General features: G+C 40.1%; 26 protein-coding genes. 7 read left to right on the top strand and 19 right to left on the bottom strand.

Going from position 1 to position 26,651, the window contains the following annotated elements:
• Positions 1-319 precede the first annotated feature (319 nt).
• The 5 genes from fabG (at position 320) to ACEW8O_RS01670 (ending at position 4,935) form a co-directional block, all read left to right on the top strand.
• A complete protein-coding gene (gene fabG, locus ACEW8O_RS01690; protein WP_373492891.1) occupies positions 320-1,066 on the top strand; it encodes a 3-oxoacyl-[acyl-carrier-protein] reductase in 747 nt (248 codons plus the stop codon).
• 571 nt (positions 1,067-1,637) lie between these two features.
• Positions 1,638-2,936, top strand: a complete 1,299-nt coding sequence (locus ACEW8O_RS01685; RefSeq protein ID WP_373492890.1) for a peptidoglycan DD-metalloendopeptidase family protein — start codon at positions 1,638-1,640, stop codon at positions 2,934-2,936.
• Between the two features lie 351 nt (positions 2,937-3,287).
• Entirely contained in the window at positions 3,288-4,136 is an 849-nt protein-coding gene (locus ACEW8O_RS01680) for an SPFH domain-containing protein (protein WP_373492889.1), read from the top strand.
• 156 nt (positions 4,137-4,292) lie between these two features.
• Positions 4,293-4,763, top strand: a complete 471-nt coding sequence (locus ACEW8O_RS01675; protein WP_373492888.1) for a hypothetical protein — start codon at positions 4,293-4,295, stop codon at positions 4,761-4,763.
• A gap of 1 nt (position 4,764) precedes the next feature.
• Positions 4,765-4,935 carry an Arc family DNA-binding protein gene (locus ACEW8O_RS01670; RefSeq protein WP_373492887.1) on the top strand — a complete coding sequence of 57 codons (171 nt, stop codon included), beginning with the start codon at positions 4,765-4,767 and terminating at the stop codon, positions 4,933-4,935.
• A gap of 582 nt (positions 4,936-5,517) precedes the next feature.
• Here the strand turns inward: ACEW8O_RS01670 and ACEW8O_RS01665 are convergent.
• From ACEW8O_RS01665 to ACEW8O_RS01655, 3 genes are read right to left on the bottom strand one after another with little or no spacing between them, the layout of a single operon-like run.
• The gene (locus ACEW8O_RS01665) at positions 5,518-6,999 is read right to left on the bottom strand and encodes a TolC family protein (RefSeq protein WP_373492886.1); all 1,482 of its coding nucleotides are present in this window, start codon (positions 6,997-6,999) and stop codon (positions 5,518-5,520) included.
• Positions 6,992-8,311 carry an ABC transporter permease gene (locus ACEW8O_RS01660; RefSeq protein ID WP_373492885.1) on the bottom strand — a complete coding sequence of 440 codons (1,320 nt, stop codon included), beginning with the start codon at positions 8,309-8,311 and terminating at the stop codon, positions 6,992-6,994. The genes ACEW8O_RS01665 and ACEW8O_RS01660 overlap by 8 nt, the downstream gene beginning before the upstream one ends.
• A 6-nt stretch (positions 8,312-8,317) precedes the next feature.
• The gene (locus ACEW8O_RS01655) at positions 8,318-9,664 is read right to left on the bottom strand and encodes an efflux RND transporter periplasmic adaptor subunit (RefSeq protein ID WP_373492884.1); all 1,347 of its coding nucleotides are present in this window, start codon (positions 9,662-9,664) and stop codon (positions 8,318-8,320) included.
• Between the two features lie 200 nt (positions 9,665-9,864).
• Here ACEW8O_RS01655 and ACEW8O_RS01650 point away from each other — a divergent pair, with 200 nt between their 5' ends.
• Positions 9,865-10,632, top strand: coding sequence for a class I SAM-dependent methyltransferase (locus tag ACEW8O_RS01650; RefSeq protein WP_373492883.1), 768 nt, complete (start codon positions 9,865-9,867; stop codon positions 10,630-10,632).
• Position 10,633: 1 nt separating this feature from the next.
• Here the strand turns inward: ACEW8O_RS01650 and ACEW8O_RS01645 are convergent, their stop codons facing one another.
• From ACEW8O_RS01645 to ACEW8O_RS01575, 15 genes are all read right to left on the bottom strand, one after another.
• Positions 10,634-11,605, bottom strand: coding sequence for a glycosyltransferase (locus ACEW8O_RS01645; RefSeq protein WP_373492882.1), 972 nt, complete (start codon positions 11,603-11,605; stop codon positions 10,634-10,636).
• Positions 11,605-12,567 (bottom strand): glycosyltransferase family 2 protein, encoded by a 963-nt coding sequence (locus ACEW8O_RS01640; protein ID WP_373492881.1) that lies wholly within the window; start codon positions 12,565-12,567, stop codon positions 11,605-11,607. Before ACEW8O_RS01640 ends, ACEW8O_RS01645 begins: the two co-directional genes overlap by 1 nt.
• Positions 12,568-12,573: 6 nt before the next feature.
• Entirely contained in the window at positions 12,574-13,119 is a 546-nt protein-coding gene (locus tag ACEW8O_RS01635; RefSeq protein WP_373492880.1) for a DUF4199 domain-containing protein, read from the bottom strand.
• Between the two features lie 6 nt (positions 13,120-13,125).
• Positions 13,126-13,638, bottom strand: coding sequence for a DUF4199 domain-containing protein (locus ACEW8O_RS01630; protein WP_373492879.1), 513 nt, complete (start codon positions 13,636-13,638; stop codon positions 13,126-13,128).
• Positions 13,639-14,880 (bottom strand): dihydroorotase, encoded by a 1,242-nt coding sequence (locus ACEW8O_RS01625; RefSeq protein ID WP_373492878.1) that lies wholly within the window; start codon positions 14,878-14,880, stop codon positions 13,639-13,641.
• A gap of 505 nt (positions 14,881-15,385) precedes the next feature.
• Complete coding sequence (gene guaA, locus ACEW8O_RS01620; protein WP_373492877.1) at positions 15,386-16,915, bottom strand: glutamine-hydrolyzing GMP synthase; 1,530 nt, start codon at positions 16,913-16,915, stop codon at positions 15,386-15,388.
• A gap of 208 nt (positions 16,916-17,123) precedes the next feature.
• Complete coding sequence (locus ACEW8O_RS01615; protein ID WP_373492876.1) at positions 17,124-18,119, bottom strand: phosphotriesterase; 996 nt, start codon at positions 18,117-18,119, stop codon at positions 17,124-17,126.
• Positions 18,120-18,451: 332 nt separating this feature from the next.
• Positions 18,452-19,459 carry a ligase-associated DNA damage response exonuclease gene (locus ACEW8O_RS01610; protein WP_373492875.1) on the bottom strand — a complete coding sequence of 336 codons (1,008 nt, stop codon included), beginning with the start codon at positions 19,457-19,459 and terminating at the stop codon, positions 18,452-18,454.
• Between the two features lie 20 nt (positions 19,460-19,479).
• On the bottom strand, positions 19,480-20,622 hold the full coding sequence (locus ACEW8O_RS01605; RefSeq protein ID WP_373492874.1) for a hypothetical protein: 1,143 nt from the start codon (positions 20,620-20,622) through the stop codon (positions 19,480-19,482).
• 18 nt (positions 20,623-20,640) lie between these two features.
• Entirely contained in the window at positions 20,641-21,273 is a 633-nt protein-coding gene (locus ACEW8O_RS01600; protein ID WP_373492873.1) for a flavin reductase family protein, read from the bottom strand.
• Positions 21,270-21,713, bottom strand: a complete 444-nt coding sequence (locus ACEW8O_RS01595; RefSeq protein WP_373492872.1) for a hypothetical protein — start codon at positions 21,711-21,713, stop codon at positions 21,270-21,272. The genes ACEW8O_RS01600 and ACEW8O_RS01595 overlap by 4 nt, the downstream gene beginning before the upstream one ends.
• A 10-nt stretch (positions 21,714-21,723) precedes the next feature.
• On the bottom strand, positions 21,724-21,987 hold the full coding sequence (locus ACEW8O_RS01590; protein WP_373492871.1) for a hypothetical protein: 264 nt from the start codon (positions 21,985-21,987) through the stop codon (positions 21,724-21,726).
• A gap of 87 nt (positions 21,988-22,074) precedes the next feature.
• Positions 22,075-22,755 carry an SDR family NAD(P)-dependent oxidoreductase gene (locus ACEW8O_RS01585; protein WP_373492870.1) on the bottom strand — a complete coding sequence of 227 codons (681 nt, stop codon included), beginning with the start codon at positions 22,753-22,755 and terminating at the stop codon, positions 22,075-22,077.
• A 150-nt stretch (positions 22,756-22,905) separates the two neighbouring features.
• Positions 22,906-23,604 carry a GTP cyclohydrolase I FolE gene (folE, locus tag ACEW8O_RS01580; RefSeq protein ID WP_373492869.1) on the bottom strand — a complete coding sequence of 233 codons (699 nt, stop codon included), beginning with the start codon at positions 23,602-23,604 and terminating at the stop codon, positions 22,906-22,908.
• On the bottom strand, positions 23,564-23,974 hold the full coding sequence (locus tag ACEW8O_RS01575; RefSeq protein WP_373492868.1) for a 6-pyruvoyl tetrahydropterin synthase family protein: 411 nt from the start codon (positions 23,972-23,974) through the stop codon (positions 23,564-23,566). Before ACEW8O_RS01575 ends, folE begins: the two co-directional genes overlap by 41 nt.
• 284 nt (positions 23,975-24,258) lie before the next feature.
• On the opposite strand from ACEW8O_RS01575, the gene ACEW8O_RS01570 reads away from it, so the two are divergent.
• Positions 24,259-24,969 carry a murein L,D-transpeptidase catalytic domain family protein gene (locus tag ACEW8O_RS01570; protein ID WP_373492867.1) on the top strand — a complete coding sequence of 237 codons (711 nt, stop codon included), beginning with the start codon at positions 24,259-24,261 and terminating at the stop codon, positions 24,967-24,969.
• Between the two features lie 4 nt (positions 24,970-24,973).
• Here the strand turns inward: ACEW8O_RS01570 and ACEW8O_RS01565 are convergent, their stop codons facing one another.
• Complete coding sequence (locus ACEW8O_RS01565) at positions 24,974-26,650, bottom strand: murein L,D-transpeptidase (protein ID WP_373492866.1); 1,677 nt, start codon at positions 26,648-26,650, stop codon at positions 24,974-24,976.
• Between the last annotated feature and the right edge of the window lies 1 nt (position 26,651).

The following is a 26,651-nucleotide window of genomic DNA, read 5'->3' as shown; positions in this document are numbered from 1 at the left end:
CGATCTGCCGCCGCTTTTCCAACCCCCCACCTTCCCAAACGACAAGCCCGGTGGCCGATCCCGATAACTATCGTGGACGAGGCCAGAATAGTTAACCTGTTATCATTACCTATTCTGAACTTTTTCAAAATGTTGTAAACTCGAGGTGACAAGGCAAAGTCTTTTTAAATAGTTATCCTTGTTTTATTGGATCGCTACTGGAATTTAACTTTTTAGAAATGTTGCCATTCTTCCAAAACGAATTCTCGTTGAAAATTCAACCTAAATATAAATTTCTTATTTTTGACCCTTTAACAAATACCAACCAAAATAATACAAGATGGGATTATTAAGCGGAAAAACAGCTCTGATCACGGGAGCATCTAAGGGAATAGGAAGGGCCATTGCCATCCGTTATGCACAGGAAGGCGCCAATGTGGCATTTACATATCTGTCAAGTGTGGAAAAAGGACAGGCATTGGAAAATGAACTGAATGCCTTTGGTATCAAAGCCAAAGGCTATCGTTCTGATGCTTCCAATTTCAAAGCAGCCGAGGAATTGGTCAATACTGTAGTGGCTGAATTCGGATCTTTGGACATCTTAGTAAACAATGCCGGCATTACCCGCGACAATCTGCTGATGAGAATGACCGAAGAGGCTTGGGATGAGGTAATAGGTGTCAATCTCAAATCCTGCTTCAATACTGTCAAAGCTGCCACCCGTCCCATGATGAAAGCTAAAGCTGGATCAATTATCAATATCACCTCGGTGGTAGGTATCAAAGGCAATGCAGGTCAGGCAAACTATGCAGCATCTAAATCCGGGATCATCGGCTTCACCAAATCCGTTGCTCTGGAATTGGGATCAAGAAATATCAGGTCCAATGCCGTAGCCCCGGGCTTTATCGAAACTGAGATGACAGGGGTTTTGGATGAAAAAACAGTTCAGGGCTGGAGAGATGGTATTCCAATGAAGCGAGGTGGGCAACCCGAAGAAGTGGCCAATGCCTGTGTATTCTTAGGTTCCGAGATGAGTTCTTATATTTCCGGTCAGGTGCTACAGGTGGATGGTGCGATGCTGACATAAATAGAATTTTGAATTACGCTTGACGATTGACGACGCCTCCGTGATCTTCATTTGTGATTTGGTTTTTTTAGTCAAATTCATAGTGATGGGATAAATGCTGAAGTAAAACAATACATTTATTAGAGCCCTGCCATGAAACCCTTAAATTTCACGGCAGGGTTTTATTTTTAAGCAATCATGCATTTAAGAGGTTCAATGCGACCCCATTGGGGTCGTGCCATTCTTTGCCGAATTTCTGCTATAAACATTTGATCCCATTGGGATCAAAACATCAATTTAATTGGCAAGAAAAAGAAGAAAACCAGACCTCGAAGAAGTCATATGTTTATAGAAATGTGTAAAAAAATCAGAATAGTTTGACCTCGGAGAGGTCACATGTTTATAGAAATTAATATGTTGGCGGATTCATTCGACCCCGTTGGGGTCGTACCCTTTACTATCAAAACGCTGCTTTGAATATACAATTCTTTTGAGATCAACTACTCCAATTTATCCTGACCCTCGAGGTTTTGAAAACCTCAAGGGTAAGGAAGGGTCAAACACTGCGCACGGTATTTGTTTTACAAATGTGATGAATACCAAAAATCTAATTTCTATTCTGCTATTGGGATTGCTGTTGGGGGCATGTAATAGGACCAATTTCAGGAAAATATTAGGGCCAAGCAATCCTTATGAACAGTACAGAAATTTTCTCCAATCCTCGGAGTTTGAAAACACGGCAATGGTCAGAGATTGGGTCCAGGCGGGAGAAACGGCACTTTCTTCTCCTATTGAGATCAGTCTTCCTTACCGGGAAATCTCCCATTTTGACAAAAACCAACCTCAGGCCATCTATATGGAATTTGGGACAAAAGAGGGGCAGTTGATTTCAGTTCAGGTTGAAGTGATTTCCAATCCTGATTCCAGGTTTTTTATTGACCTGTATGAAATGGGGCAAAGTGGTTACAAAAACATCCAATTTGCCAAAGACACCAACAGGCTCGAATTTCAGGTAAGGAATTCGGGGAGATTGGGATTAAGGATCCAACCGGAATTGTTTAGAGGTGGGCTTGTCGAAATCACCATTCAACAAAACCCTACTTTGGCTTTTCCAATCAGTGGCAAAAACCATCGATCTATTGCCTCATTTTTTGGGGTTCAACGTGATGGAGGTAGGAGAGTCCATGAAGGTGTGGATGTCTTTGCGCCTAGAGGCACTCCGGTCACCACTGTCAGCCCCGGGAGAGTCACCCGGGTAGGTGTCAATAATTTAGGAGGAAAAACTGTTAGCGTCAGTCATGACGGATATTCCTTTTATTATGCCCATCTGGACAGCCAATTGGTCAACACGGGTCAGAGTGTCAAGATTGGAGATACCTTAGGGACGGTAGGAAACACAGGAAATGCGATCACCACAGCACCACATTTACATTTTGGCATTTACAGAAGGGGTGCAGTGGATCCCTATCCGTTTTTTGAAACTGTAACATTGACCAATTCCCATTCGGTTGCTGATTCGATACATTTAGGTCAGTTTGCCCGAATAAAAGTGGCAACAGCCAATCTGAGAAATCAACCCAATACCCAGAGTTCGATTACCCAAAACCTATCTCAAAACGAAATCATACGACTTCAGGCAAAAGTCAATGATTGGTTTAGGGTCAAGTTGCCTGATGGAACAAGTGGATATATTTTTGAAAATTTGCTTACCTATGAGTTGTCTGCATTTGAATCATTGGAAGATAATGCGGGGGTGTTGATCAGGGAAAATTTTGCTGACAGCCATACCTTTGAAGCTTCCAGACTTGGTGAAAATATTGAGGTGATAGGCGAGTTTCAGGATTCGAGATTACTCAGAACTGAATCGGGAAGGTTTTATTGGGCTTTTTGAATCCCAACCTTTGAGTGCGCCGCGGCGTACTCGAAGGTTTTGAGTTAGGATAAACCTTGAATAAACACTAATGAAAAACTATTGGAGTATTTTTTACCACATAGCAATATAGTGGACATAGTTATAAGTCCAATCGCATTAGATATCAAAAAAATGCTTACAAAGGCTAAGTGATACTTATGTGCACTCCTATGTGGTAAGTAAAAGGCGAAACTTCGAGGTTAAAAAAACCTTTGAGTTGATTTTTATTAAGCTATTCCAAACTATTTAAAAAAATAATTTCCAAAAAATGTAACTTTTCTAAAGTCAACAAAGTATATTGCATTGATATCATTTTAATATCATAACAATATGGAAAAAATCGTAAAACCTTTCTCTGGCTATTTAATGGTTTTGGTGGCGATAGCCCTGATTCCGGCCACTGCACTTTCATTTATCAATGAGATACATATTCTTGGACTTGTTTTGGGTTTGGGATTTATCCTGATTCTCCCCGGCTTTTTTACTCTGCAGCCAAACAAGGCAATGGTTCTGATCCTCTTTGGAGCCTACAAAGGGACAGTCAAAGCCAATGGCTTTTTTTGGGTGAACCCTTTTATGACCAAAAACAAAATTTCGCTTAGGGTAAGGAATTTTGAAAACAAACCGCTAAAAGTCAACGACAAAATCGGTAACCCGGTCATGGTGGGAACTATTGTCGTTTGGCAGGTTGAGGATACCTTCAAGGCTACTTTTGAAGTAGAAGATTATGAAAACTTCATTCACCTCCAATCAGATGCTGCGGTTAGAAAAATGGCGGGCAAATACCCATATGATGATTTTGAGGCTGAAGATGCTGAAATCACATTACGTTCCGGTGTGGAAGATGTCAACCATTCACTTGAAGCGGAAATTTCTGAGCGCTTACATCATGCCGGTATCAAAGTCATCGAGGCAAGGATTTCCCATTTGGCATATTCATCAGAAATCGCTTCTGCCATGCTTCAGAGACAACAGGCCACGGCAATCGTCGCCGCACGGAGGAAAATCGTGGATGGAGCTGTTGGCATGGTGGAAATGGCCTTGGAAGACCTAAAGATAAAAGGCATCATAGATTTCGAGGATGAGAAAAAAGCGGCCATGGTCAGCAACCTGATGGTGGTACTATGCTCCGATCGATCTGCAAGTCCGGTGTTGAACGTGGGAACGCTCAATCAATGATCCTATATGGTAGTCAATGAAGTTCAGGGGTTTCGAGGTTCAATTGACAAAAAGAAATTTGATTTTACGTACTCTCAGACCTCATAAAATCTAAAAAATGGTAGATGGCTGGAGGTCTGAATAAGCCTAAAAATCTTCTAATTAAACCAAAATATCATGGCAACATTTGTCTTTAAGGAAAATCAACGATTCAATCAGCCTTGGATCTGGGCCATTTTGGTTTTGGTCACTGGGATTACATTTTATGGAATTTTCACGCAACCTATCGAAGGCTGGGAAGTTATTATTCCTATCCTAATTTTGGGTTTGGTAATAATGCTTTTTGTAAGCTTGCAACTAAAGACTCGAATTGATGAAAATGGATTGTCCTTTAGTTATTTTCCATTAATTGGCCATAGAAAATATAGCATCGATCAAATTGAAAAATTAGAATTGATAGAATACAACTCACTAACCAAGTTTGGTGGGTGGGGAATCAGATACAACTTTACCATGTGGGCATACAATGTAGGTGGCAAACATGGTCTGATTGTCAGTTTGAAGGACAAAAAATTCCTTATCGGAACTCAAAAACCGGAAGAAATGCAAAAAGTCATCAAGCAGTTTAATCAAATAAAATCAGAGTAAAATGTCTGTTAAAAAACCATTCGCGCTCCGATTGGACGAAAAGATGATGAAAGCCGTCGAAAAATGGGCTGCAGATGAGTTCCGCAGTACCAACGGGCAGATTGAATGGATTGTCTATGAGGCTTTGAAAAAAGCGGGGAGGTTTGCTAAAGGAAAGTCTGAGGAGACGTGAGAAACAAAACGTGAGACGTGAGATTTTAGATCTTTGATTTTAGACCTGCCTGCCGGCAGGTTTTAGATTTTAGATTTGAAAATGGCACATTATTCTAAAGTCATATTTACAAGAGGCTAACACTGTTTCCTAATTCCAGCCAATTCCGTCCAAACCCAATCTCGGTTCTTGTTTCTCGCATCTCGCTTCTTAAATCTTGACTCTTGGTTCCGGTGTCTTATAAATGTCTCTCCCGTACTGCTGTCGGGATCGACATGACAAGGAGAAGTCTTCTTTGATTATGAACACCATTATTTATCAATTCAAGATATCTTCTTGGTTCCCCTATATTATTCAGGACAGGCATTGTTCTTGTTTTTTGGCTCTTGTTTCTCGGCTCTCGCTTCTTTTGTCTTGGTTCTTAGTTCTCGTATCAAGCGTCTTTATAGATGTCTCCTGCCGTCGACATGACAAGGTAAGCTTATTACATCTTCTATTCTGGAATTTTTTTTGATTAGAGCAATCTTAAGAATTTGGTCTTGTTTCTTATTCTAAACTCTCGATTCTCGCTTCTCGCCTCTAATCTCTCGCTTCTCAAAAAACCTAATTCTCCTTAGGTACATACAGCAACTGCCTATTCTCAAAATCATACAGCGTCAGTTCCCGCATTTCATAATAGGCTGTCCAATAATCCCTTAAAGCTACTATGTAGGCCCTTCGGTTTTGGTCTTTTTCCTGCTGGGCTATATTGAGGTCGGTAATGGTCACGTTGCCGTTTTGGTATCTCCTCAATGAGATACCATATCTCTTGTCTGCTACTTCATCTGATTTTTTGGTGATTTCCAAGCGGTCTTTCAACATGGCGAAATTTCTCACTTTGGTGAATATTTCCTGCTCAAAGTTGACAATATCTTGCTCAACTTGGTATTCCGCCAATTTCTTGAATGCCGCAGCCTGTCCCATCCTGGCCTTGTTTCTACCCCAATCCAGTATCGGTACAAAAAAACCTAAATTTACGAGGGTCTGTCTGTTTGGATCGGTATAAATATCCTGCCAGTTCAGAGCGGCATTGTTCAAACCATAGCTTGCATTAAATGACATGTTGAAACGTTGTCCCCGGGCCTGTGCCATATCGGCATCCGCTTCAAGTAGGCGGATATCAAATCCCAGCGCCTGTGACCTGTTTTGGAAAGCATATTCCAAGGCATCATCTACATTGATCTCAATATCCTTGATATCACCGGGAGGAATCAGGATTAGTTCAGCAGTTTCACCTAGACCCACATAGGCTTTGAGTATTAGGGAATTGGTCTCCATATCCAATCTAGCCTGAGCTAAGTCCTGCCTAGCTTGTAACACCTGCAACTCCACCTGAAGCAATTTATCCTCGTAAGTAGTCCCTATGTTATATCTCCCTTGCTCAATTTTTAGGATTTCCTGGGTATTCTGTAAATTCTTGGTGGCAATATCCAAATTGACCTGAGCAACCAAATAGTTAAAAAAAAGTTCGGTTACGGTCCTGCTGATGCTTTCCATTTCCTCTACGTATTCTCTTTTGCTTTCTTCATAGCGCAATGGCTCGATTTTTTTATCCCATTTCAGTGGATTGTAAGCAAAAATTGGCTGGCTTAAACGTACATTGACAGGTACACCGCTCCACCTTGTCTGGGCGGCTCCTTCCGGGGCTAGAAAATTATCAAACCTATTGGTAGATGAATTAATGGAAATAGTACCTCCGGTAGCGGCTATTTCCTGTTGCATCCCCAGTTCAAGATCCATCAGATTCTGTCTGACTTCCCGGAATTCTATGGTACCATCAGGTTGGACGATATTATTAAATGACCGTGAGAACCCGGGGATTGTTCCTGCCAATCTAAGTTGGGGATTGTAATTGGATCTGAAAAGTCTGTATTGCCAAAACCGGTTTTCCTGCCTGGTCTCTGCCCTGAGTGCCGCCGGTGATCTTGACTTGGCACGCAGAACCAGTTCATCTAAAGTATACGTCAATTTTTCCTGGGCAAAACCAAAAACCGGCGCAAGCATCAACAATCCAAAGATGATACTGCGATGTAAACATTTACTCATATCTTAATGAAGTTATAGGATCCTGACTTGCAGCCTTCCTTGCAGGAGCTATGCCGAACACCAATCCAACGGTAGCGGCTACCCCAAATGAAAGTATAATGGAGGGAACGGTGACTATCGTAGGAAAATCGCCCAGATTGGAAACCAAATAGGCAAGAAAAATCCCCAATGCTACACCGATTATTCCTCCTGATACACTGATCATGACTGCTTCAAATAGAAATTGATTGACAATATCGGATTTTTTTGCACCTAACGAAAGTCTTAGGCCAATTTCTTTAATTCTTTCCATAACTGAGGCCAACATAATGTTCATGATCCCAATACCGCCGACCAATAATGATATCGCTGCAATGGCTCCCAATACCAGGTTAAAAATATTTTGTGTCCGCTGTTGCTGCTTCAATAATAGCTCGGGAATTGTTATTTCAAAATCAACTACCATATTATGTCTTCTTTCCAATAACTTGGCAATTACTTCCGCGGTGGGATTCAGTGACTCACTTTCTTCCACCTGCACCACTATTTTGTCTATCTGATGGTAATTTTTGGTAAGAACATTTTCAGAATCTTCATTCATAATACTATATCCGGTAACCAGATCTCTGTTTTTGAACCGGATCAACATGGACTGAATGGGAACGTACACATCCATGTTGAAATCCCTGATTCCCAATTTGGAAATACTCTGTTCGGATATCAATCTTTCTTCCATGACCCCGATCACTTCCAACCACTGGCTACCGCTTTTTATCTTCTTACCAATTGGGCTTTCTTTTGAAAAAAATTTGGTCTGCACTGACCTTCCTATGATGCAAACAGGATCTCCATTGATCATGTTGCTTTGGCTGAACATCTTTCCTTCCCTAAGGTGAAAATCCAGCACCTCAAAGTAGGCAGGAGTAATGCCAACTAGTTTGGCGGACCTCCTTATACCACTTTTGACCAAGTGGGTTTCCAGTATGATTTCGGGACTGATGTTTTTTACTCCAGGTATCATCTCTGAAATCGCATCAACATCACTTAATTTTAGTCCAGGTGAAAATTTACCCCTTTCAGCTTCGAGGTCTCCTTGTGCATCCAAAGTTTGCTCCACCTGTTCAAATACAGGCTCTATGACAATATTGTTGACTCCTACTAAGCGTATTTGTTCCAGAATTTCCTGCTGGGCTCCGTTACCTATGGCCAGCATGGCTATTACTGCGGCAACACCAAAAATTATTCCGAGTGCCGTTAAAAGTGACCGTAGTTTATTTGCAATTACAGCTTCTAAAGCAATTTGAAAATTTGCTAATAGTCTTTCATCAAACATAAACCTTTAGTCGTTATCTTGAGTTGGCCTTCCTCTTCTTGAATTCCTCACTTCGGGTTCCGTTGTATTTTCTGAAACTGAAAAACTTAAGTCTGGATTTCTTTTTCCGTTCAATTCATCTAAAAGACTGATAGCTGTATTCTCTGACCAGTCAGGAGTGGAAAGATAGAGATTCTGTCCTTCATTTAATCCCATTTCTATCACTACATCATTGGCATTGGCTAAGCCCAATTTCACTTCCTGCTTTTTTCTGTTGGATAAATAGACATAATTGATACTGTCGCTTTGCACATTAATAGCTTCTAAAGGAACATAAATCACATTTTCCAATTTTTCAATCACTATCGAATTACTGGTTGTCATAGAAGGACGCATGGAAGGATCACTCTCATTTACTTTGACAATAACCTCAAAAACTTTGGCGTCAGAATTAGGCCGCTGCTGACCCACATTTGCCACTTTGATTACCTCTCCACTATATTTTTTTTCAGGGAATGCATCCAAACCCAATTCCACCTTTTGACCTGCTTTTACTTTTCTGATATCAACTTCATTGACATAGGTCACACTCTGCATGGAGGATAGGTCCGGTAATGTTGCCACTACTGGATTCCAGCTGCTAATCTGCGAACCTTCTTTAACTTTTCCACCCCTTCCTTGGACATATATCACCATCCCGTTTTGAGGGGCTGTGACAGTAAATTTTTCAAGAACGGCCTGGATTTGTGACACTTCACTTTGAACTTCCCTCAATCGAGCACCAACTTCCACCATTCTGGCTCTTTCCTGCAAGGTTTTTATCCTATATCTTTCCTTGGCCTGCTCAAAATCCCTTTTGGCTTTTTCGTAAGCATACTCGTTTTGTTTGATGATGGCAGGTGGTTCAAATTCTGATTGTTCCAATACAAGCTTCTTTTCTCCAACTTCGTATTCGAGGTTGATCAGATTGTCTCTTTCTTGCCTTAAAACCAAAGAAGTGTCCAATTGGGTCTGCTCATATAAAGCTTTGTCCTGATCGAGTTCAATACGCTTGTCTTCCAGCCGCCCAAATAATTCCGTCTTATCCAAAGCAGCTATGAACTCCCCTTGCTTGACGACAGTACCTTCATCCACCATAGATTCAATCGTCATACTTCCAATCCTGTAGCGCCTAGCTTCTACCGGCCCCAAAATTTCAACCGAATTCAGAGCTTGTAATTCTCCAGAAGTGGTGATTTCAACCCTGAACTCACCTTGCTTCACTTTTGCAATGATATCAAAACCATCATCCACACCTCCTCTGGAAAAAAAATAAAAAAGAAGTGCTATAGAAGTTACAATACCAATCAATATGAATATGGTTTTTTTCTGCATGACATTCTTCTTAAGTACAATTACAAATTTAAACGAAATTGGACTTGGAATTCCCCCAATAAGAAAGTTATAAAACCATTAAAGGAATTTATAATTGTCAGATTTTAAGGGAAAACCATGCTTCACGTTTGACAGGATTTTGATAAATTGCAGACTTCCTAATGGCCTAGACCCGGCTAATAATTCCAAAAAACGCTTTCATGAAATCCATTATCAGTTTTGTAATCAGGTTTATCCCAAGGAAATACCTTCAATTGTTTTCCCATTTTTTTCTTAGAGTGATGGCGATTTTCTACAGCGGAAAAAATGTAACCTGCAATGTCTGCCAACATTCTTTCCGTAAATTTCTGCCTTATGGAAGAAAGGCCAGGGAAAATGCACTTTGCCCCAATTGCCTGGCTTTGGAGCGTCACAGATTGATGTGGCTGTTTTTACAGAAAGAAACTGATTTTTTTTCCTCAAAATTAAAGATCCTCCACATTGCACCCGAGTTGTGCTTTATTGACAGGATGGAAGCATTGCCCAATCTGGAATATATCACCGCTGACCTGGAGTCGCCTTTGGCAAAAGTCAAAATGGATGTGCATCAGATTCCATTTGAGGATGAGAGTTTTGATGTGGTATTCTGCAACCACGTTTTGGAACATGTGGATGATGACCATTTGGCCTGCAGTGAAATCAACCGGGTGCTGAAAAAGGACGGTTGGGGAATCATTCAATCTCCGGTATATGACCTTGAAAAAACAATCGAGGACAAAACCATTTCCGATCCTGCCGAAAGGGAAAGGCTTTTTGGTCAGAGGGACCATGTCAGAAAATATGGAAAGGACTATGCAAGCAGATTGAATAAATCAGGCCTAAGCGTGCATGAAAATCTATTTGTAAAAACTCTCTCCCAAGAACTGATTGTAAAACATGCGCTCCCGGAAAATGAAATCATCTATTATTGTGAGAAAGGAAAAAAATAAATTACAGCTTGCCCTCGCTTACCAACTTTTCCATTAGGCCATATATCAGACCTGCACCATAAAAGCTTAATTGTCCAAATGAGGTGAAAATGGCCAGAAAACCTACCACCAAGGAACGATATTTAATAAGGGAATCAAAAAAGACCAAGAGTATCCAAATATTATAAAGCTGCAGAATCCAAAATGAGACCGGCGAAGCCTTCAATAACAAAGCAACTCCAAACAGCCAACCCATCAGGAAAAAAACCGGTAAAAAATGGATTAACTGAATGGCATCAGGATGATATCTGCTGACATTGACCCTGTTTTGCCCAAAAGAAAAACTTTGCCTGAGGAATGACCTGAAAGTGTTTTTCCTTTTGTGGTATACAAAAGCCTCTTCAACCAATTCCAATTTAAATCCTGATTTTTTCAATCGAATGCTCAATTCTATATCCTCACCTTTATTCGGATCCACAAATCCCTTGGTAACTTCAAAGGCCTCTTTGGAAAGCCCCATATTATATCCCCTTGCCTGATACTTGGCAGGGTCTTTTAATTTGCCCCTGATGCCTCCTGTGGTCAGGAGAGAGGTCATACTATAATTAATGGCTTTCTGAAAATCAGAAAAACCTTGACCCGCATCATCAGGGCCTCCATGGGCATCAAGTTTTCTGTTTGTGATGGCAGCAATTAGGATTGAAAAATAATCAGGGGGAATGATGCAATCTGAATCAAAAAGCACAAAATATTCACCCTTTGCTTTTTCCATCCCGAAATTCCTTGCAAATCCCTGGCCTATATTCTTAATGAGATAATAGCTGACACTCAGTTTATCTTTGAAAAGAGGAATGATCTTCTCACAGGTAATTATCGAGCCATCTTCCACAATGATGACTTCGAAGTCTGCGTATGACTGATGGGTCAGACTTTCCAATAACTCCCTGATTTCCAAAGGGCGGTTATATACAGGTATGATGACCGAAAAAAACATCAGTTCTTAAGGTTCAATTCTTCATCGATATTGTAATCTGCCTTTCGGCTGTTGTTGGAGGTCATCATTTCTGCCAAAAATCCTGTCAAAAACAACTGAACCCCCACAATCAATGCCACAAGGGCAAGAAAAAACAAAGGCTGTGCGGTGATTTCCCTTACAGTCCTCCCCTGATAGAGGCCATATATCTTTTGGAAAATAAGCCATGATGTAATAAAGAAACCGGCCAAAAAGGAAACAGTACCCAAAGTCCCGAAAAAATGCATCGGCCTCCTTTTGTAGCGATTGACAAAAGAGACAGATATCAGGTCAAGAAAACCGTTCAGAAACCTCTCAATTCCAAATTTGGTCTTACCGTATTTTCTGGGACGGTGATCCACTACTTTCTCCCCAATATTCGAAAACCCGTTCCATTTGGCAATCAGCGGGATATAGCGGTGCATTTCTCCATAGATGTGGATATTTTTCACCACTTTATTCTTATAAGCTTTCAGTCCACAATTGAAATCATGGAGTTTGATGCCTGAAATGACCCTGGTCACTCCGTTGAAAAATCTGGAAGGGATGGTTTTGGTGATGGGGTCACGTCTTTTTTTCTTCCATCCGGAAACTACCTCAAATCCTTCTGCCATGACCATTTCGTACAATCCCGGAATCTCATCCGGACTATCCTGCAGATCCGCATCCATGGTAATCACCACCTCTCCCCGGGCTTTACTGAAACCCATATCCAAGGCAGCGGATTTACCATAATTTCTGGTAAAACTGACCCCTTTAACATTTGGATTGAGATCGGTAAGTTTTTGAATCTCATTCCATGACCCATCATTACTGCCATCATTTACAAAAATTATTTCATAAGAATAGCCGTGTCCTTTCATAACACGGCATATCCAGTGATGCAACTCAGGAATTGAGTCCTGTTCATTGTAAACAGGTATGATGACGGAGATTTGGATCATTATATTTTAATAGTCCAGAGACTTGTCTCTTTTTTTAAGGATTGCTCCAAGTATCAGTGATATTACAGCATAAATAATCAAGGCTATTCCAAAGGCTTTGACCTGTCCCATTACAGTAAATTGGGCAGCGGTATCTTCTCTCATTTTGTCTATTTGATCAACAGACATTGCATCAGCAGCCCCGAGCTTATCCATCATCGCCATGGTGTTTTCGAGGGTCTGTTCTACCAGGACCCCCGGCAGTGCCGGGTCAATCACATTGTATAACAATGCCGAACCTACTTGGGAAATCAGGCCCGCAACTATCAGGGCAATGAATGAAAAGTTGAATGCAGGACCGAATTCCAAAAAACCTCCAATAGATTTTCTGTATTGAATTCCCAAATAAATCAGGATACCAAAAAACAATACCAGCATAATTAGCCCATACTTCCATGAAACCAATATGGGTGGATCAATGAAATAAACAACAAATGTGATAACAACTGAGAAAATTCCCAGAATAACTCCGGCATTTAACCCTGCTTTAAAAGGGGATTCCTGATTTTCCATAGTACATTAAGTTTTAGTTTTTCTTAAAATTATAGAAATAATAATTGTAAAAAACAACCCCGGAAGAATTTTCCATATAAAATCATTCAGGGCAATGTCAATGGGTTTCATTGTCATGATATTTTGCAAAGTAACATCAAAAGACTTCTCATTAAGCTGAGAGATTATGAGTTCCTTATTTGTATTAAGGACTTCCAGTTTCAAAATCTTTATTGCTTCAAATAGGCTTGTGTCAATCAGAAGTACAATCCATATTCCCAAACAGGAAATAAAAGCGATCATGGTATAAATCAAAAAACCAATGGTCATCCCGTGGGCAAAACTCAATTCCCCGTTGTTCACCTCTTTTTTGAAATATCTGATTCCCAAAAAAACAAAAATCGGAATCAGCACATAACCGAACAGCATGCTAAAATTGGTCGGATCATATCCCAACCAATTGAACATCAAAAAAGCAAAAACGCAGAAAATGCCACCAATCAGGCCAAAGCGATAAGTTGACTCTAAATACCTGTTCATTTAGATTTTGACAAACTTGTTCTTGTTGATTACAAATTTCACTTTACCTGTCAATTCCGTATTGTGCCATGGAGAATTAGAGGAAAGAGACCTATTGGATTTCTTATCAAACACCCAGTTTTCTTCAGGATCAAAAATGGTCAGGTTTTCCAACTTATCTGATTGCTGACCTAAGACTGCATTAGGACCATCGGTGATTTTGGAAATGAACAATGGCCAGGAAATCTCTTCCGCCAACTTTACCATGGCAGGCAGAAAGGTCTGTAAACCCAGCATGCCAAATAAAGAAAGGTCAAATTCCATATGTTTGGCATCTAGGTCTTGGGGCTGATGATTGGAAACAATTGCATCAATGGTGCCGTCCTTTAAGCCTTCAATAAGTGCCTCCCTATCTTCCTTCCCTCTGAATGGAGGCATTACTTTAAGATTGGTGTCAAAACCCATCATATCTTCATCTGAAAACACCAATTGATACAGGGAGATATCAGCTGTCACCTGTAATCCTTCTTTCTTGGCTTGTCTGATTTCTTCCACTGCACCTTTGGTGCTGATGGTCTGAAAATGAAGTCTTCCTCCTGAATACCTTAAAATTTCAAGATTTTTATGGATGGCAATATCCTCTGCAAGATTGGGAATTCCCTTCATTCCGATCCGGGTGGAAGTGAAGCCTTCATGGATCTGACCAAACAAGGCCAGCAAAGGTTCATAAGTCTGATCAAACAATATCCCATTGAATTTTTGAAGGTATTGCAATATTTTCATCAATCTGTCGGGATTCGAAATCGGATTTAATCCATCACCAAAAACAAATACCCCTTCCTGATTCAAATCGAGTATATCCGTAAAATCCTCTCCTTTGGTGTCTTTGGTCGCTGCTGCCTGAATGATAAGGTCTGAAAACCAATTGGCCGATTTTGATTTCAAAAATTGAACTTCATTTCTTGTTTGGACTGCTGGATGGGTATTGGGCATCAGCACGGCTTTGACAAATCCACTTGATTGCAAAACTTCACCCAAGCTCTCCATAGATTCTTTGTATTCCTCTCCAGGCTCCCCTGACATACATCTCAGGTCCACCCAGCCTTTTGATGCCAAAAATCCTGAACAATCGATGGTTTCTTTGACAGAAAAATCGGAACCGGCTTTTTCGGCAACAATCTGATCACCTGTGTAAATGTAATTTTTGGGAGGGTTTATCCTTTGCGGGTCAATTAACCTGAGCGCTTGGAGCAATACAGCCATATATGAAAGGTTTGTGCAAAACTGCAATAATATTCCAAAAAATGAAAGGAAAATTGGGTGAGCTTGGGTAATCAACGGAATCCGAATGGCTTTATCAAGGGTAATCATTACATCCAACCAAACTCCAAAAAAATATTGATTTTCCCCAAAAATAAAACGGAATCCTTAATTAAGGATCCCGTTTTAACAGGGCTTATAGAATCATTGTTCAAAAACTTTATTTTCAACGCCACAAGGTCAAAATCACAGGTCACTTTCACAAGTTAATTGGAATGTTTTTTCAAAGAAATTGAGAAGTATCAATATTACAAAAGTACAATTATGCTACTTTAAGTAAAACCCACCAAAAACAGGGGTTTTAGTGGGTTTTTCAAAAATTCTTGAAGTTTTTATTAGTTCACATTTCATTCAAAAATATAAGGGAAAAATACAATTTATCAGATTTTCATTTTATGAATGTACTCAACCTTAGATGTTTCTTTCATATTAAATGTTACATATTTTTTTATTCCCACTCTATAGTAGCCGGTGGCTTGGAGGAGATGTCGTAAACAACCCTGTTCACTCCTTTTACCTTATTGATTATTTCATTGGACATTTTTCCAAGAAATTCATAAGGCAAGTGAATCCAGTCTGCTGTCATTCCATCGACTGAACCTACAGCCCTGAGCGCCACCACCCGTTCATAAGTCCGCTCATCTCCCATCACACCCACAGACTGGATCGGAAGCAAAATAGCCCCTGCCTGCCAAACTTCGTCATACAACCCATGTGTCTTGAGGCCTTGGATAAAAATTTGATCTACCTCCTGAAGGGTCTTGACTTTTTCGGCTGTGATATCACCTAAAATCCGGATGGCCAAACCTGGACCTGGGAAAGGATGTCTTCCGACGATCGCTTCAGGGATCTCTAATGCCCTGCCCACTTCCCTTACTTCGTCCTTGAAAAGAGTATTGAGTGGTTCGACCACTGAAAGCTTCATAAAATCCGGTAAGCCTCCAACATTGTGGTGGGATTTGATCGTAGCAGAAGGGCCTTTAACAGAAACCGATTCGATCACATCCGGATAAATGGTGCCTTGACCAAGCCATTTTACACCATCTATCTTATGCGCCTCATCATCGAAAACCTCAATAAATGCACGGCCTATGGCTTTCCTCTTGGCTTCAGGCTCCGAGATACCTGCCAAGGCATCATAAAAACGCTGCTTGCTGTCTACCCCGATGACATTCAATCCAAGAGTTCTATAGGATTCCAAAACTTCCTCAAACTCATTTTTTCTCAACAATCCATTGTCAACAAATACACAGGTCAGGTTATCTCCAATGGCCCTGTGGATCAAAGTTGCCGCCACAGAGGAATCAACCCCACCTGACAGCCCCATAACCACTTTATCATTTCCGATTCTTTGCTTTAGTTCTGCAACAGTGGCATCTATAAATACATCAGAAGTCCAATCTTGGGAACAGCCACTGATTTGGACCACAAAGTTTCTCAAGAGATTTTTGCCTTCTGTAGTGTGGGTCACTTCGGGGTGAAACTGGATTCCATAGGTTTCTTCCCCTTTAATTTTAAAAGCTGCGACCTTCACAGAAGAGGTACTCGCAATGACCTCAAAACCCTCCGGCAATGTCTTAATCGTATCTCCATGCGACATCCAAACCTGGGAACCATGGGTCATTTCTTTCAATAGATCATAATGTAAATCGATATGGTCAAGGTTAGCTCTACCATATTCCCTGATTTCAGAAGGGAGGACTTCCCCTCCATATTTTTGGGCCAAAAGTTGGGATCCATAGCAGACACCCAAAATCGGTAATTTTCCCCTTAAGCTGTCAAGATCAAGATCCGGGGAACCTTCGTCGCGTACTGAACAGGGGCTTCCGGAAAGGATAATGCCCTTTACATCTTCTGTAATTTCAGGAACTTTATTAAATGGGTGGATTTCGCAATAAACATTGAGTTCCCTAACTCTTCGGGCGATGAGTTGTGTGTACTGGGAACCAAAATCAAGGATGAGGATTTGTTCTGCCATGCGCAAAGGTACACAGGGCAGTGGGATTGGGAAAAAGTTTAAGTAAAATTTTCAGAAGAATGTTTTGTTGGGGGAGAAGGTTGGATTGGAAGATTTTAAAATTGGAAAATTGGAAGATTTCCTAGGATTTGCCAAGACGGATTGGGAATTTATTAGATTTTTTTTTCTAGGTTGTGGATTAGGGAATTGGAAAATTGGGTTATATGTTTTACCTAATCGAAAAAGCCTTTGCCGGATTCTCTATCAGCATCAGGTCCAGTTCCTTTTGGGTAAATCCTTTATCTTTCAACAATGGAATCAACTTATCAAACAAAGCGGTAAATCCTATAAAATCCCCTCCATTGGGTTCGCCGGGGCTGTACCAACCTGCATCATGTGATAGCAGTACCCGGTCCAAAATCCGGTTTTCTTTGCAATAGACAATCCTCTCAAGGTGTCCGGGCACATCCCATGCAATGCCGTCCAAACTGATCCAGACTCCATGTTCGGCAGCTTTGAGGTAATTTTCAAAATCCTTCTCAGCCTGGGCATGTACCCAAACAAAATTGCTGATATCAATACCAGATTCCTTTAATACATCAATTTCCGCTTTAGCAGTATTCCAAGGCCCGGTATGGGACACGATCAACAAGCCCGTTTCCAAATGGGTAATGGCAGCAGCATGCACCAACTTTTTGTCAATTGGAGAAAGCTGATCTCCTTCATTGACGGAGATTTTTATAAAACCAGGAACAACTCCTGTATCCTCAATTCCCTCTTCATATTCCCGGATCCACCTCTCGGCCAATTCCTCCGCTGATTCAGAAAAAGCATGTTCGGGCAGGTATTTTTCCCCAACAGCGCCGTAATATCCGGTATTGGTGATGAACCGGATTCCTGTCAGATCAGTCAGTTTTTGTAGCAAAACCGGATCTTTACCCAGATAACTTGGCGTGCATTCTATGATTGTCTTTACACCTTTGGATTTGATCTCTTCCAAAAAGGGGAGTACCCTTTGAACCACAGAATCTTTGTCCCATCGGTGATATCCCGTGGAATCCGCCCCGATAAAATCCACCAGAATATGTTCGTGGATCAAAGTCAGCCCCATCTCATCAGGATTGATTTTGCCCGAAACAGTTTGGATATAGGAAGACTCTGACTTTTGTTCCGTACATGAAAAAATGATGAAAATAATTAAGAAGGGGATGATGATTCTTTTCATATTACTGTGGGAAGATGGGAAATAAAAATAAAGATAATTTTTTCAGCTTTGTCAAATTAGAGAACACCAATTAAAATTTCTAAAAGGAAGATATTCCTTTATTTCCTAGTCCCTTTAGGGATATTATATAGGTAGAAAAAACGATTAATGATTGATTCTTGTGCCTTTAGGTACAAAATATATTCCGTACCTAAAAGCACGGCAGCTTAATTTGCAAGTTCAATTTTATCAATATTTTGTACCTAAAGGGACTTAATCATCTTTATCAAAACATATTATCTAATCTACATTTAATTAAAGGAAGCTTCAAAAGACCATTTTTTTAAGAGATATCAATCCCCCGTTTCACTTACATTCTCCCCTTCAAAAAGTGTCTCCAATTCCACTGCCTGGATCTTTTCGACTTCTTCAAGATACCTGCCAAAAACTGCGGTGCTTCCATGGGTGAGGTAAACTTTCTCCGCTTCGGTTGATTTGATGGCAGAAACCAAGCCTTCCCAATCAGCATGGTCAGAGAGTACAAATCCGGCATCGGCAGCACGTCGTCTCCTTGCACCACGGATATTCATCCATCCGGAACAGATTCCTGTACGATAAGGGGAAAACTTCTTCATCCAAGGACTTCCCATTGCAGATGGAGGGGCAATGATCAAAGCCCCTTTAAACCTGCTTTTGGGTATTTCCTGAGTCACCTTGGGTATATCGATGACTTTTACCCCATTGGCTATCAAAGCCTGATTGACATTCCAGACTGCCCCATGCGCAAAAACCTCCCCGATGGAATAATCAAGACGATTGATGATGCGCTGTGATTTACCTAAAGAATAGGCGAAAACAACCGAATTTCGGCCTTGTTCCGCATTCCATCTCCACCAATTGTTCAGACTTTCAAATATCTCATTCTGAGATTGCCACTTGTATATTGGCAATCCAAAGGTACACTCAGATACAAACTCATGACATTTTACAGATTCAAATGGAGCAGAAAGCCCATCATCCTCCACTTTATAATCTCCGCTGACTACAACTGTTTTACCTTTGTATTCCAATCTGATCTGGGAAGATCCCGGGATATGGCCTGCTGGATGAAGAGAGATTTTTACCCCATTAATTTGAATTGGCGCATTGTAGTCTAAAGTTTCCAGAGAAATGTCCTGACCGAGTCTTAGTCTCATCACCTCAGCAGAATGGTGATGGGCGAGATAGTGTTTCATACCATACCGGGAATGGTCAGCGTGTGCATGTGTGATGATAGCCTTTTCAACCGGTCTCCATGGATCCACAAAAATATCTGCTTGGGGGCAGTATAATCCGGAAGGGGTCAGTTCCAATAATGGCATATATTCTTAACCCTATAAAATCAATCAATGTTCACTTCATAGAAATAAAAGGTTTCAGAATCTTTTTCAACTTCATCTTCAGTTTCACCTTCTTTCAATTTATTGAATATTAAGTTTCTGCAGCTTGACAATTTTAAATCTTTTTGCCCTTCCCATAGCTTTTTATCCCCATCGAAAACATGATAATATGTCTTGTCATATTTCTTTGCCAAAGCAAGAAATTCAGGCCCTCCAACCACATTTCTTGGTAAAGCATCCACTTCATCCTTTGGAGCTGCGCCATTGTACCAAGTAATCAGGTAATCATTGGAAAAATTAAATCCTCCGAAAGTGGACGATGACAATATATTGAAAAACCTTTCAAAATTTTCTTTTCCATCACCGGGAGCATTTTGTTTGTAATTTTCTCCGGGTTGCAAATTTATTACTCTCTTGAGTACTAGTCCTGGAAATTCATAAACATAAATCTCAGGGGATGATATGAAATTCAGGAACAATTCATCATTGTGGTAAACAGCAAGAGGATTGTCAAAATTGTAAGTGCCAGGATTGAGAACCATCTGACTTTCCCTAGGGAATTTTCCTCTGGCAATAACAGAAAAATCATCAATCTTGTACGAAGTCAATACCGGGTAATCGACTGCATGACTTTCTGAGAACTCATCCCTTGAGTCGCCAGTATGGAAAGTAAACGAAAACATCGACTCTCCGATAGGAAGATTGACTGTAGAACCCAACATTCTTCCAATGATGGGACTGAAAGGTGTTTGCCGCTTTTCTTTTAATTCAAAATTTCCATTATAAATAAATTGCATACCGTATGTCTCGATCAATATGTCTCCATTCTCAAGGTATTGAGCGGTCATGAAATATTTCGATTGGTAATTATCTTTGCCATCTCCGGTTCGGTTGATTTGTTGCAAAATATTACCTGATCGATCCACTCTCAAAAAATCATGTGACAAACCATCATACAAAAGAAATTCTGAGTGATCTTCTTTCAGATCAATCATGTTAAGCTTGCCAAGATGATCCACTTGTAGACTATCCACTACGAGAAGCTTAATATCACCAACAATTTTATTTTCTTCTTTTGAAGTTTGACAGGAAAAGAGAGCAAATAAGTAGGAAACTGAAAACAAAAAAAACATTGACTTTTTCATAAATGTGAATTTAGTTCATTATAACAAAGTCTCCAAATCCCTGCCAGGCTTTGGATAGCTCAATTTAGCCAATCTTTTGCCGATATGGTATTCGTCCAATCCTGAGACGGTCACTGTGCCCAATGCATTCAGATCCAGAGAACCATCTTTGCGAAGTCCTTTCTCATCCACACGGATATGTTCAATGGCACCAATGACCATTACCGTGCCGTTTACCTGAAGTGTTTGGGTTTCTACCAATTGACATCCAACCTGCAGCGGACTTAATGTTACAAAGGGCGCAAAAAACCCATCTATGTAGAACTCCTCCAATTCTGTGGCATCAAATTCAGAACCTTCATACCTGGCGGCAGTCTGATGTGCCTGTTTATAAAAATCTGCTGTTACATGATTGAGTGAAAAAAATCCTGTCTCCAGAATGTTTTCCAATGTATGTCTTTCTACAGTATGTGGTCTAAACAGCACACCAACCAAAGGTGGTGATGCTCCTATGTGAAAAACCTGTGAGAAGGGAGATAAGTTAGTAATACCTGATTTGCTTTTTGTCCCGATGAGGTTGAGACTTTTGTATCCTGTCAGGGAATTGATCAGATCTCTTCTAAAAAATGATTCAGCCTCCATGACAGAGGCCTTATTGAAATACTTCATCATACCAAAATCGCTTCTTCGATGGAATTGCAGTATTTGATATCCAGTAAGTGAATGATGTTGTCAGGATTGTTTTTAATGATTTGTTCTTTGGCTATCATCACCATCTTTTCAAACCATTTCTCTTCGGGAAGGATTTTTCTGTGCTTATACAGGCCAAGTTCCAACATTTTATTTTTCCAATTGAGGAAATACCATTCCATACTTGGTTGGTGGAAGGCCCTCAATGACCTTTTATCGAAGATGAACTTTTCATATTTACCGTTTTCAACGATTTTTGAAATTTCATTAAAAACTTCCTTAAAATCATCAATAGGAATATAATCTGTTAGCAATTCACAGATGATCATTCCTTTTTCCTGATTGGCAAATACCTTGGCATATTTGATTTCGAACATCAGCTCGAAATTATTGAATTCTATGGCACTGGCTGTAATATTCATGATGGATAGTTTAGTGAAATGAACGGTTCTTCAAGTGGTGGCCATTGGTGACCTCCGCTTTAAAACTTCCCAGGTTCTCTTCAAGACGAATGGCATAATCCAGGGTTGTTTTGATAAGTTCCTGTTGGGATTGAATCTGCTCTTTCAATCTTGCCAATTCCCTGTTCATATCTGCCAATTTGATTTCATATTCTCTTTTAAGCCTTTCCTTTTCTATTCTGGCTTTTTCCAGTTCTTCCTTGAAAATCAAAAATGATTCCGGTGGAGTCCTCATAATCTCTGTACTTTATACTTAGGGACAATACCCTTAGTTTACTACACATTTAACCCTTAAAATGTTTAAAAAACATTTCTGTCAACCTCATTTGATTGCGCTCATTCCGCCATCCAGATGCAGTACCTGACCTGTCATCCAGCTTGCATCGTCGGATAACAGGTACAATGCGGCAGAAGCAATATCCTCCGGCTTACCATATCTCCCAAGGGGATGACGCTTATTGGAAGCTTCTTTTTTATCGTCCGAAGAAAGCAACTGATTGGCCAATGGGGTATCTGTCAGAGAAGGGGCAATGACATTGACCCGGATTTTATTGGCTGCCCATTCCGCGGCCAATGATTTTGCAAGGCCTTCCACTGCACCTTTTGCACTGGATATAGAGGAATGGAATCCCAATCCAACACCCACAGCCACAGTACTGAACAGCACCACGGATGCACTGTTTGATTTCTTTAATCCTTTCATACATGCCTGAAGAACCCTTACGGCACCCAATACATTCACATTATAATCATTTTGAAAATCGGCTATTCTGAATCTATGGAAAGGCTTAAGGTTAATGGTTCCCGGACAATAAACCAAACCATCAATCACTTCGGGCAGGTTTTTGATTTCATCAAAATCTTTGGTGACATCCAATTGACTCTCCCCTTCCTGACTTTTTGAATAACTGAATACTTTAGCACCCAAAGTTTCCAGACCTGACGTGATTGCTTTCCCTATTCCTGAATTTCCTCCTATGACTACAATATTTTTACTTTTCATGCTAATTGCTTTTCCTTTATAATCAATGTAACACCAAATTGTTTGTCCTTTTTGAAGATTTTGTTGGAAGACAGCGATGATACTATCAGGGTAAAAAAACAAAAACCGGACATTACTGTCCGGTTCCGTGTGGTTTAGTTTTCTAGGATTTTACTTTAAAGCAATGTATTTCATAAACTCTGATCGTGAGTTTTCATCGTTTTCAAATTTGCCGCTGTAAAAAGAAGTAACCGTTGAACTGTTCACATCCTGTACACCCCTCGTGGAGACACACATGTGATGTGCATCAATAACCACCGCTACATCATTGGTTCCCAATGCCTCTTTCAATTCGTTACCTATCTGCATGGTCAACCTTTCCTGTACCTGCGGCCTTTTGGCAAAATACTGCACAATTCTATTAATCTTGGAAAGACCAATTACATTTCCATTTGAGATGTAGGCCACATGGGCTTTTCCATAAATTGGAACAAAATGATGTTCACAATTAGAGAAAAAGGTTATATCTTTTTCAACAAGCATCTCATTGTACTTGTACTTGTTTTCAAAAAGCTTAGCGTCAGGCTTGTTTTTGGGATTCAGTCCGCTAAAAATTTCTTTGATGTACATTTTGGCTACTCTTCTTGGTGTGCCTTTCAAACTGTCGTCAGAAAGGTCAAGCCCAAGAACATGCATTATCTCTTTGAAATGTTTTTCTATCAACTCAATTTTGAGATCGTCATCCATTTCAAAAGCATCCTCTCTAAGAGGAGTTTCCAAGGATGTGCCGATATGTTCATCACCCATCTCATCAATAGGCTGGGAAATATTAATTCCCATCGTATTCAACATAATTTCTTTCTGTTTCATATAATCGAATAATTAATTCGTGTTTTGAATCGATTTTATTTCTTAAAATATTCCAAATAACCACAGCAATGTTTTCCGCAGTTGGATTAAGGCTTTTGAATTCATCGGTATCAAGATTTAAATTTTTATGGTCAAATCTACTTATGACATTTTCTTTAATCAGGTCACTGAGGATTTTCATATCAAATACATACCCCGTCTCCGGGTCAATCTCTCCGATCAATTTGACGATCAACTCATAATTATGTCCATGGAAATGGGGATTGTTACATTTTCCAAAGACTCTTGTGTTTTTTTCGTCAGACCAGTTTGGATTGTGCAATCTGTGGGCAGCATTGAAGTGCTCCTTTCTATATACTGCTACTTTCATTACTAACAAACAGACAGTTGTTATTTTTGTTTAATTATTTTTTATATTCTTTAAACAAAAATTACAAAGCATTGATACTCAATTTAATTTAATTTATAAATATATTCCAGATTGAATAGATTCAACAGGCTTAACATCCAATCAAACAAAAACAGTTCCATCGCTTAATCCTACACTTTGAGCAAATAAAAGAAGAAAGTAGATATCCATATAATCTTTAATCGAGGATTTGCAATTTAATTAATTTGGAACCTTATTTGTAAGTATATCATTACCAAATAGTAATGCGGAAACTCACCCTACTTATCTCGCTATTTATTGGCAGCAGCTTTTCAAGTTATTTCTTGGTCAACAGCTCGCCTTCCACTGTCCTGAAAGAAATCTCTTTGGAGGACCATTTCATACAACTCATCAACTCCAACAGTTTCAATGAAAAATTCATTGTTCCCAAAAGGGATATTCTCTCTTTGGGCATCAAGGGATACTTGAAACTGAAAGAAGAGGGAAATATGCCTGAAGGCAAGCCGTTGACGGTCATTGACTTTTCATTGCCTTCTACAGAAAAGAGAATGTGGATCATAGACATGGAAGATGGTATTATTTTACACTATGGATATGTTTCTCACGGAAGGAATTCAGGAGAGCTTATGGCCCAAAAATTCTCGAACAAAAACTCCTCATATATGAGCAGCCTTGGTTTTTATCTGACTGCTGAGACCTATCAGGGCAAGCATGGTTATTCATTGAGATTGGATGGGCTTGAACCGGGATTTAATGACAATGCTAGGGAAAGGGCCATTGTTATTCACGGAGCTGAATATGTCCGGGAAGATTTCATCAAACAGACAGGGAGATTGGGAAGAAGCTTAGGATGTCCGGCACTTCCCCTAGAGATTACTGTTGAAATTATAGATTTGATCAAAGGCAGGTCGGTATTATTTATTTATGGTAAAGACAACAATTATCTGAATCAATCCCAATTTTTAAACGCCTGACAATTTATATCTTTTGTTTTTTTAGCGCATTGAATATCTCTGCATCCCGGTCATAAATATCATGTCTGAAATAAGCATTACCCCTTCCATCAGTCCAATAAGTCAGGTATAAAATCACAACAGGTATTTTTCTATCCAGCATTACAGTTTGTTCTCTTGATTGCCTCATGGCGTTTCGGATTTTTTCATCAGTCCAATTGGCATCAAATGACAGCAGTGTCTTGGCAAGCTCAAAAGGCTTTTGTATCCTGATACAACCATGGCTTAACGCCCTATCTTCCCTGGCAAATAAACTCCGGGAGGGCGTATCATGGATATATACACTGTATTTGTTGGGAAACATAAATTTGACCAACCCCAATGAATTTTGATCGCCAGGTTCCTGCCTGACGATGTAAGGGAAATTGCGTGGATTGACCTTTCCCCAATCAATTGTATTCGGATCCACCACAGCACCCGAGGAAGTCAGCAACCTCATGCTTTTCTTTGCAAGATATTGATGGTCTCTTTTTACTGCCGGAATAATCTCATTTCGGGTAATAGAAGCAGGGACCGTCCATGTGGGGCTAAAAACTATATATGACATTTGAGCACTGAACTGTGGGGTAGAATGATAACTTTTACCCACAATTACCCTTGAGGTAAAAATTGTATCTCTCTTTTGAATAAAATCCAATTGGAAGTTGGCGGTATTCACCAATATCAATTCAAGGTCTTTGATACTGTCCGGAAGCCACCTCAGCCTCTCCAAATTGACAGAGGCTGTTGTTATCAGGTCCTCAGGGGTCATATTGGCTGCACGGATTGTACCTTGACCTATGACGCCATCCGGTTCCATCCCATGGCGTTTTTGAAGTAATTTGATTCCTGACTCCATGAGACTGTCATAAATTTTTTCTTCATCAGTATCATAAGGCTGCAAAAACTCCCAGAAATAAAGTCTTTTCCTGATTTCAGGTATAATATTGTCCGATTCTCCAAGTTTGACAGACTTATTTGTTTTTAAGGATTTCCAAGATGCTTCCTGTTCTCTGTCAAATCTATTTTGATCATCAAACAACTGCCTTAGACCATCCCGCATTTTCCTGTAAATTGTAAATGAAGGATAAATTTCCTCAAAACTTTTTCTGATACTGCCTTTGGCCAAAGCTGATTCCAGCCTTAGATCAATCCTGAGTTCAGGAGAGTTCCTTTGGATATTCCAAATGGTTTTAAGGCTTTCCGGATCAACTTTACCCATATTCAAATGAGAGGAAAGCATGACATAGGAATCGGTCAAAAGTACATCAAGTGCTGCGAAATCGGAGTTGGCTACTTTTTGTCCGGCCTTAGAGGAAGATTCTATTTTATCAAAATAAAAATTGATAATGGCAAGATGATAATCTTCAGGATTCAGGCCGTCAAATTTGGATTGGCCGATTTCATACCGCATTTCATAGGCAATTTCCAGCAATTTGGCATCTTTGTTCCATGCCGGTTCGAAGTACCTCTCACCATAAAATCGGTATATGACCACTGAACTGAACAACTCAATGCCTGCTACGACAGGCCTTTCCTCGGGACTTGTACTTTCCAAAAAGTTACGGATAAATGAGGGAATGCCATTTTCAACCAATACCTCTTGGGAAAATGCAGGTGATAAAATAAATATGGTAAAAACGAAAATCAGGAATTTTTTCATG

The organism is Aquiflexum sp., from assembly GCF_041749095.1.
Lineage (GTDB): Bacteria > Bacteroidota > Bacteroidia > Cytophagales > Cyclobacteriaceae > Aquiflexum.
The sequence above is the reverse complement of the archived record's forward strand: the minus strand, read 5'-3'. Positions and strand labels throughout refer to the sequence as shown.

Bases quoted from the DNA above. Each gene is read 5' to 3' on its own strand.
- fabG (WP_373492891.1), top strand. From the start codon at position 320: ATGGGATTATTAAGCGGAAAAACAGCTCTGATCACGGGAGCATCTAAG.
- ACEW8O_RS01685 (WP_373492890.1), top strand. From the start codon at position 1,638: ATGAATACCAAAAATCTAATTTCTATTCTGCTATTGGGATTGCTGTTG.
- ACEW8O_RS01680 (WP_373492889.1), top strand. From the start codon at position 3,288: ATGGAAAAAATCGTAAAACCTTTCTCTGGCTATTTAATGGTTTTGGTG.
- ACEW8O_RS01675 (WP_373492888.1), top strand. From the start codon at position 4,293: ATGGCAACATTTGTCTTTAAGGAAAATCAACGATTCAATCAGCCTTGG.
- ACEW8O_RS01670 (WP_373492887.1), top strand. From the start codon at position 4,765: ATGTCTGTTAAAAAACCATTCGCGCTCCGATTGGACGAAAAGATGATG.
- ACEW8O_RS01665 (WP_373492886.1), bottom strand. From the start codon at position 6,999: ATGAGTAAATGTTTACATCGCAGTATCATCTTTGGATTGTTGATGCTT.
- ACEW8O_RS01660 (WP_373492885.1), bottom strand. From the start codon at position 8,311: ATGTTTGATGAAAGACTATTAGCAAATTTTCAAATTGCTTTAGAAGCT.
- ACEW8O_RS01655 (WP_373492884.1), bottom strand. From the start codon at position 9,664: ATGCAGAAAAAAACCATATTCATATTGATTGGTATTGTAACTTCTATA.
- ACEW8O_RS01650 (WP_373492883.1), top strand. From the start codon at position 9,865: ATGAAATCCATTATCAGTTTTGTAATCAGGTTTATCCCAAGGAAATAC.
- ACEW8O_RS01645 (WP_373492882.1), bottom strand. From the start codon at position 11,605: ATGTTTTTTTCGGTCATCATACCTGTATATAACCGCCCTTTGGAAATC.
- ACEW8O_RS01640 (WP_373492881.1), bottom strand. From the start codon at position 12,567: ATGATCCAAATCTCCGTCATCATACCTGTTTACAATGAACAGGACTCA.
- ACEW8O_RS01635 (WP_373492880.1), bottom strand. From the start codon at position 13,119: ATGGAAAATCAGGAATCCCCTTTTAAAGCAGGGTTAAATGCCGGAGTT.
- ACEW8O_RS01630 (WP_373492879.1), bottom strand. From the start codon at position 13,638: ATGAACAGGTATTTAGAGTCAACTTATCGCTTTGGCCTGATTGGTGGC.
- ACEW8O_RS01625 (WP_373492878.1), bottom strand. From the start codon at position 14,880: ATGGCTGTATTGCTCCAAGCGCTCAGGTTAATTGACCCGCAAAGGATA.
- guaA (WP_373492877.1), bottom strand. From the start codon at position 16,915: ATGGCAGAACAAATCCTCATCCTTGATTTTGGTTCCCAGTACACACAA.
- ACEW8O_RS01615 (WP_373492876.1), bottom strand. From the start codon at position 18,119: ATGAAAAGAATCATCATCCCCTTCTTAATTATTTTCATCATTTTTTCA.
- ACEW8O_RS01610 (WP_373492875.1), bottom strand. From the start codon at position 19,459: ATGCCATTATTGGAACTGACCCCTTCCGGATTATACTGCCCCCAAGCA.
- ACEW8O_RS01605 (WP_373492874.1), bottom strand. From the start codon at position 20,622: ATGAAAAAGTCAATGTTTTTTTTGTTTTCAGTTTCCTACTTATTTGCT.
- ACEW8O_RS01600 (WP_373492873.1), bottom strand. From the start codon at position 21,273: ATGATGAAGTATTTCAATAAGGCCTCTGTCATGGAGGCTGAATCATTT.
- ACEW8O_RS01595 (WP_373492872.1), bottom strand. From the start codon at position 21,713: ATGAATATTACAGCCAGTGCCATAGAATTCAATAATTTCGAGCTGATG.
- ACEW8O_RS01590 (WP_373492871.1), bottom strand. From the start codon at position 21,987: ATGAGGACTCCACCGGAATCATTTTTGATTTTCAAGGAAGAACTGGAA.
- ACEW8O_RS01585 (WP_373492870.1), bottom strand. From the start codon at position 22,755: ATGAAAAGTAAAAATATTGTAGTCATAGGAGGAAATTCAGGAATAGGG.
- folE (WP_373492869.1), bottom strand. From the start codon at position 23,604: ATGAAACAGAAAGAAATTATGTTGAATACGATGGGAATTAATATTTCC.
- ACEW8O_RS01575 (WP_373492868.1), bottom strand. From the start codon at position 23,974: ATGAAAGTAGCAGTATATAGAAAGGAGCACTTCAATGCTGCCCACAGA.
- ACEW8O_RS01570 (WP_373492867.1), top strand. From the start codon at position 24,259: ATGCGGAAACTCACCCTACTTATCTCGCTATTTATTGGCAGCAGCTTT.
- ACEW8O_RS01565 (WP_373492866.1), bottom strand. From the start codon at position 26,650: ATGAAAAAATTCCTGATTTTCGTTTTTACCATATTTATTTTATCACCT.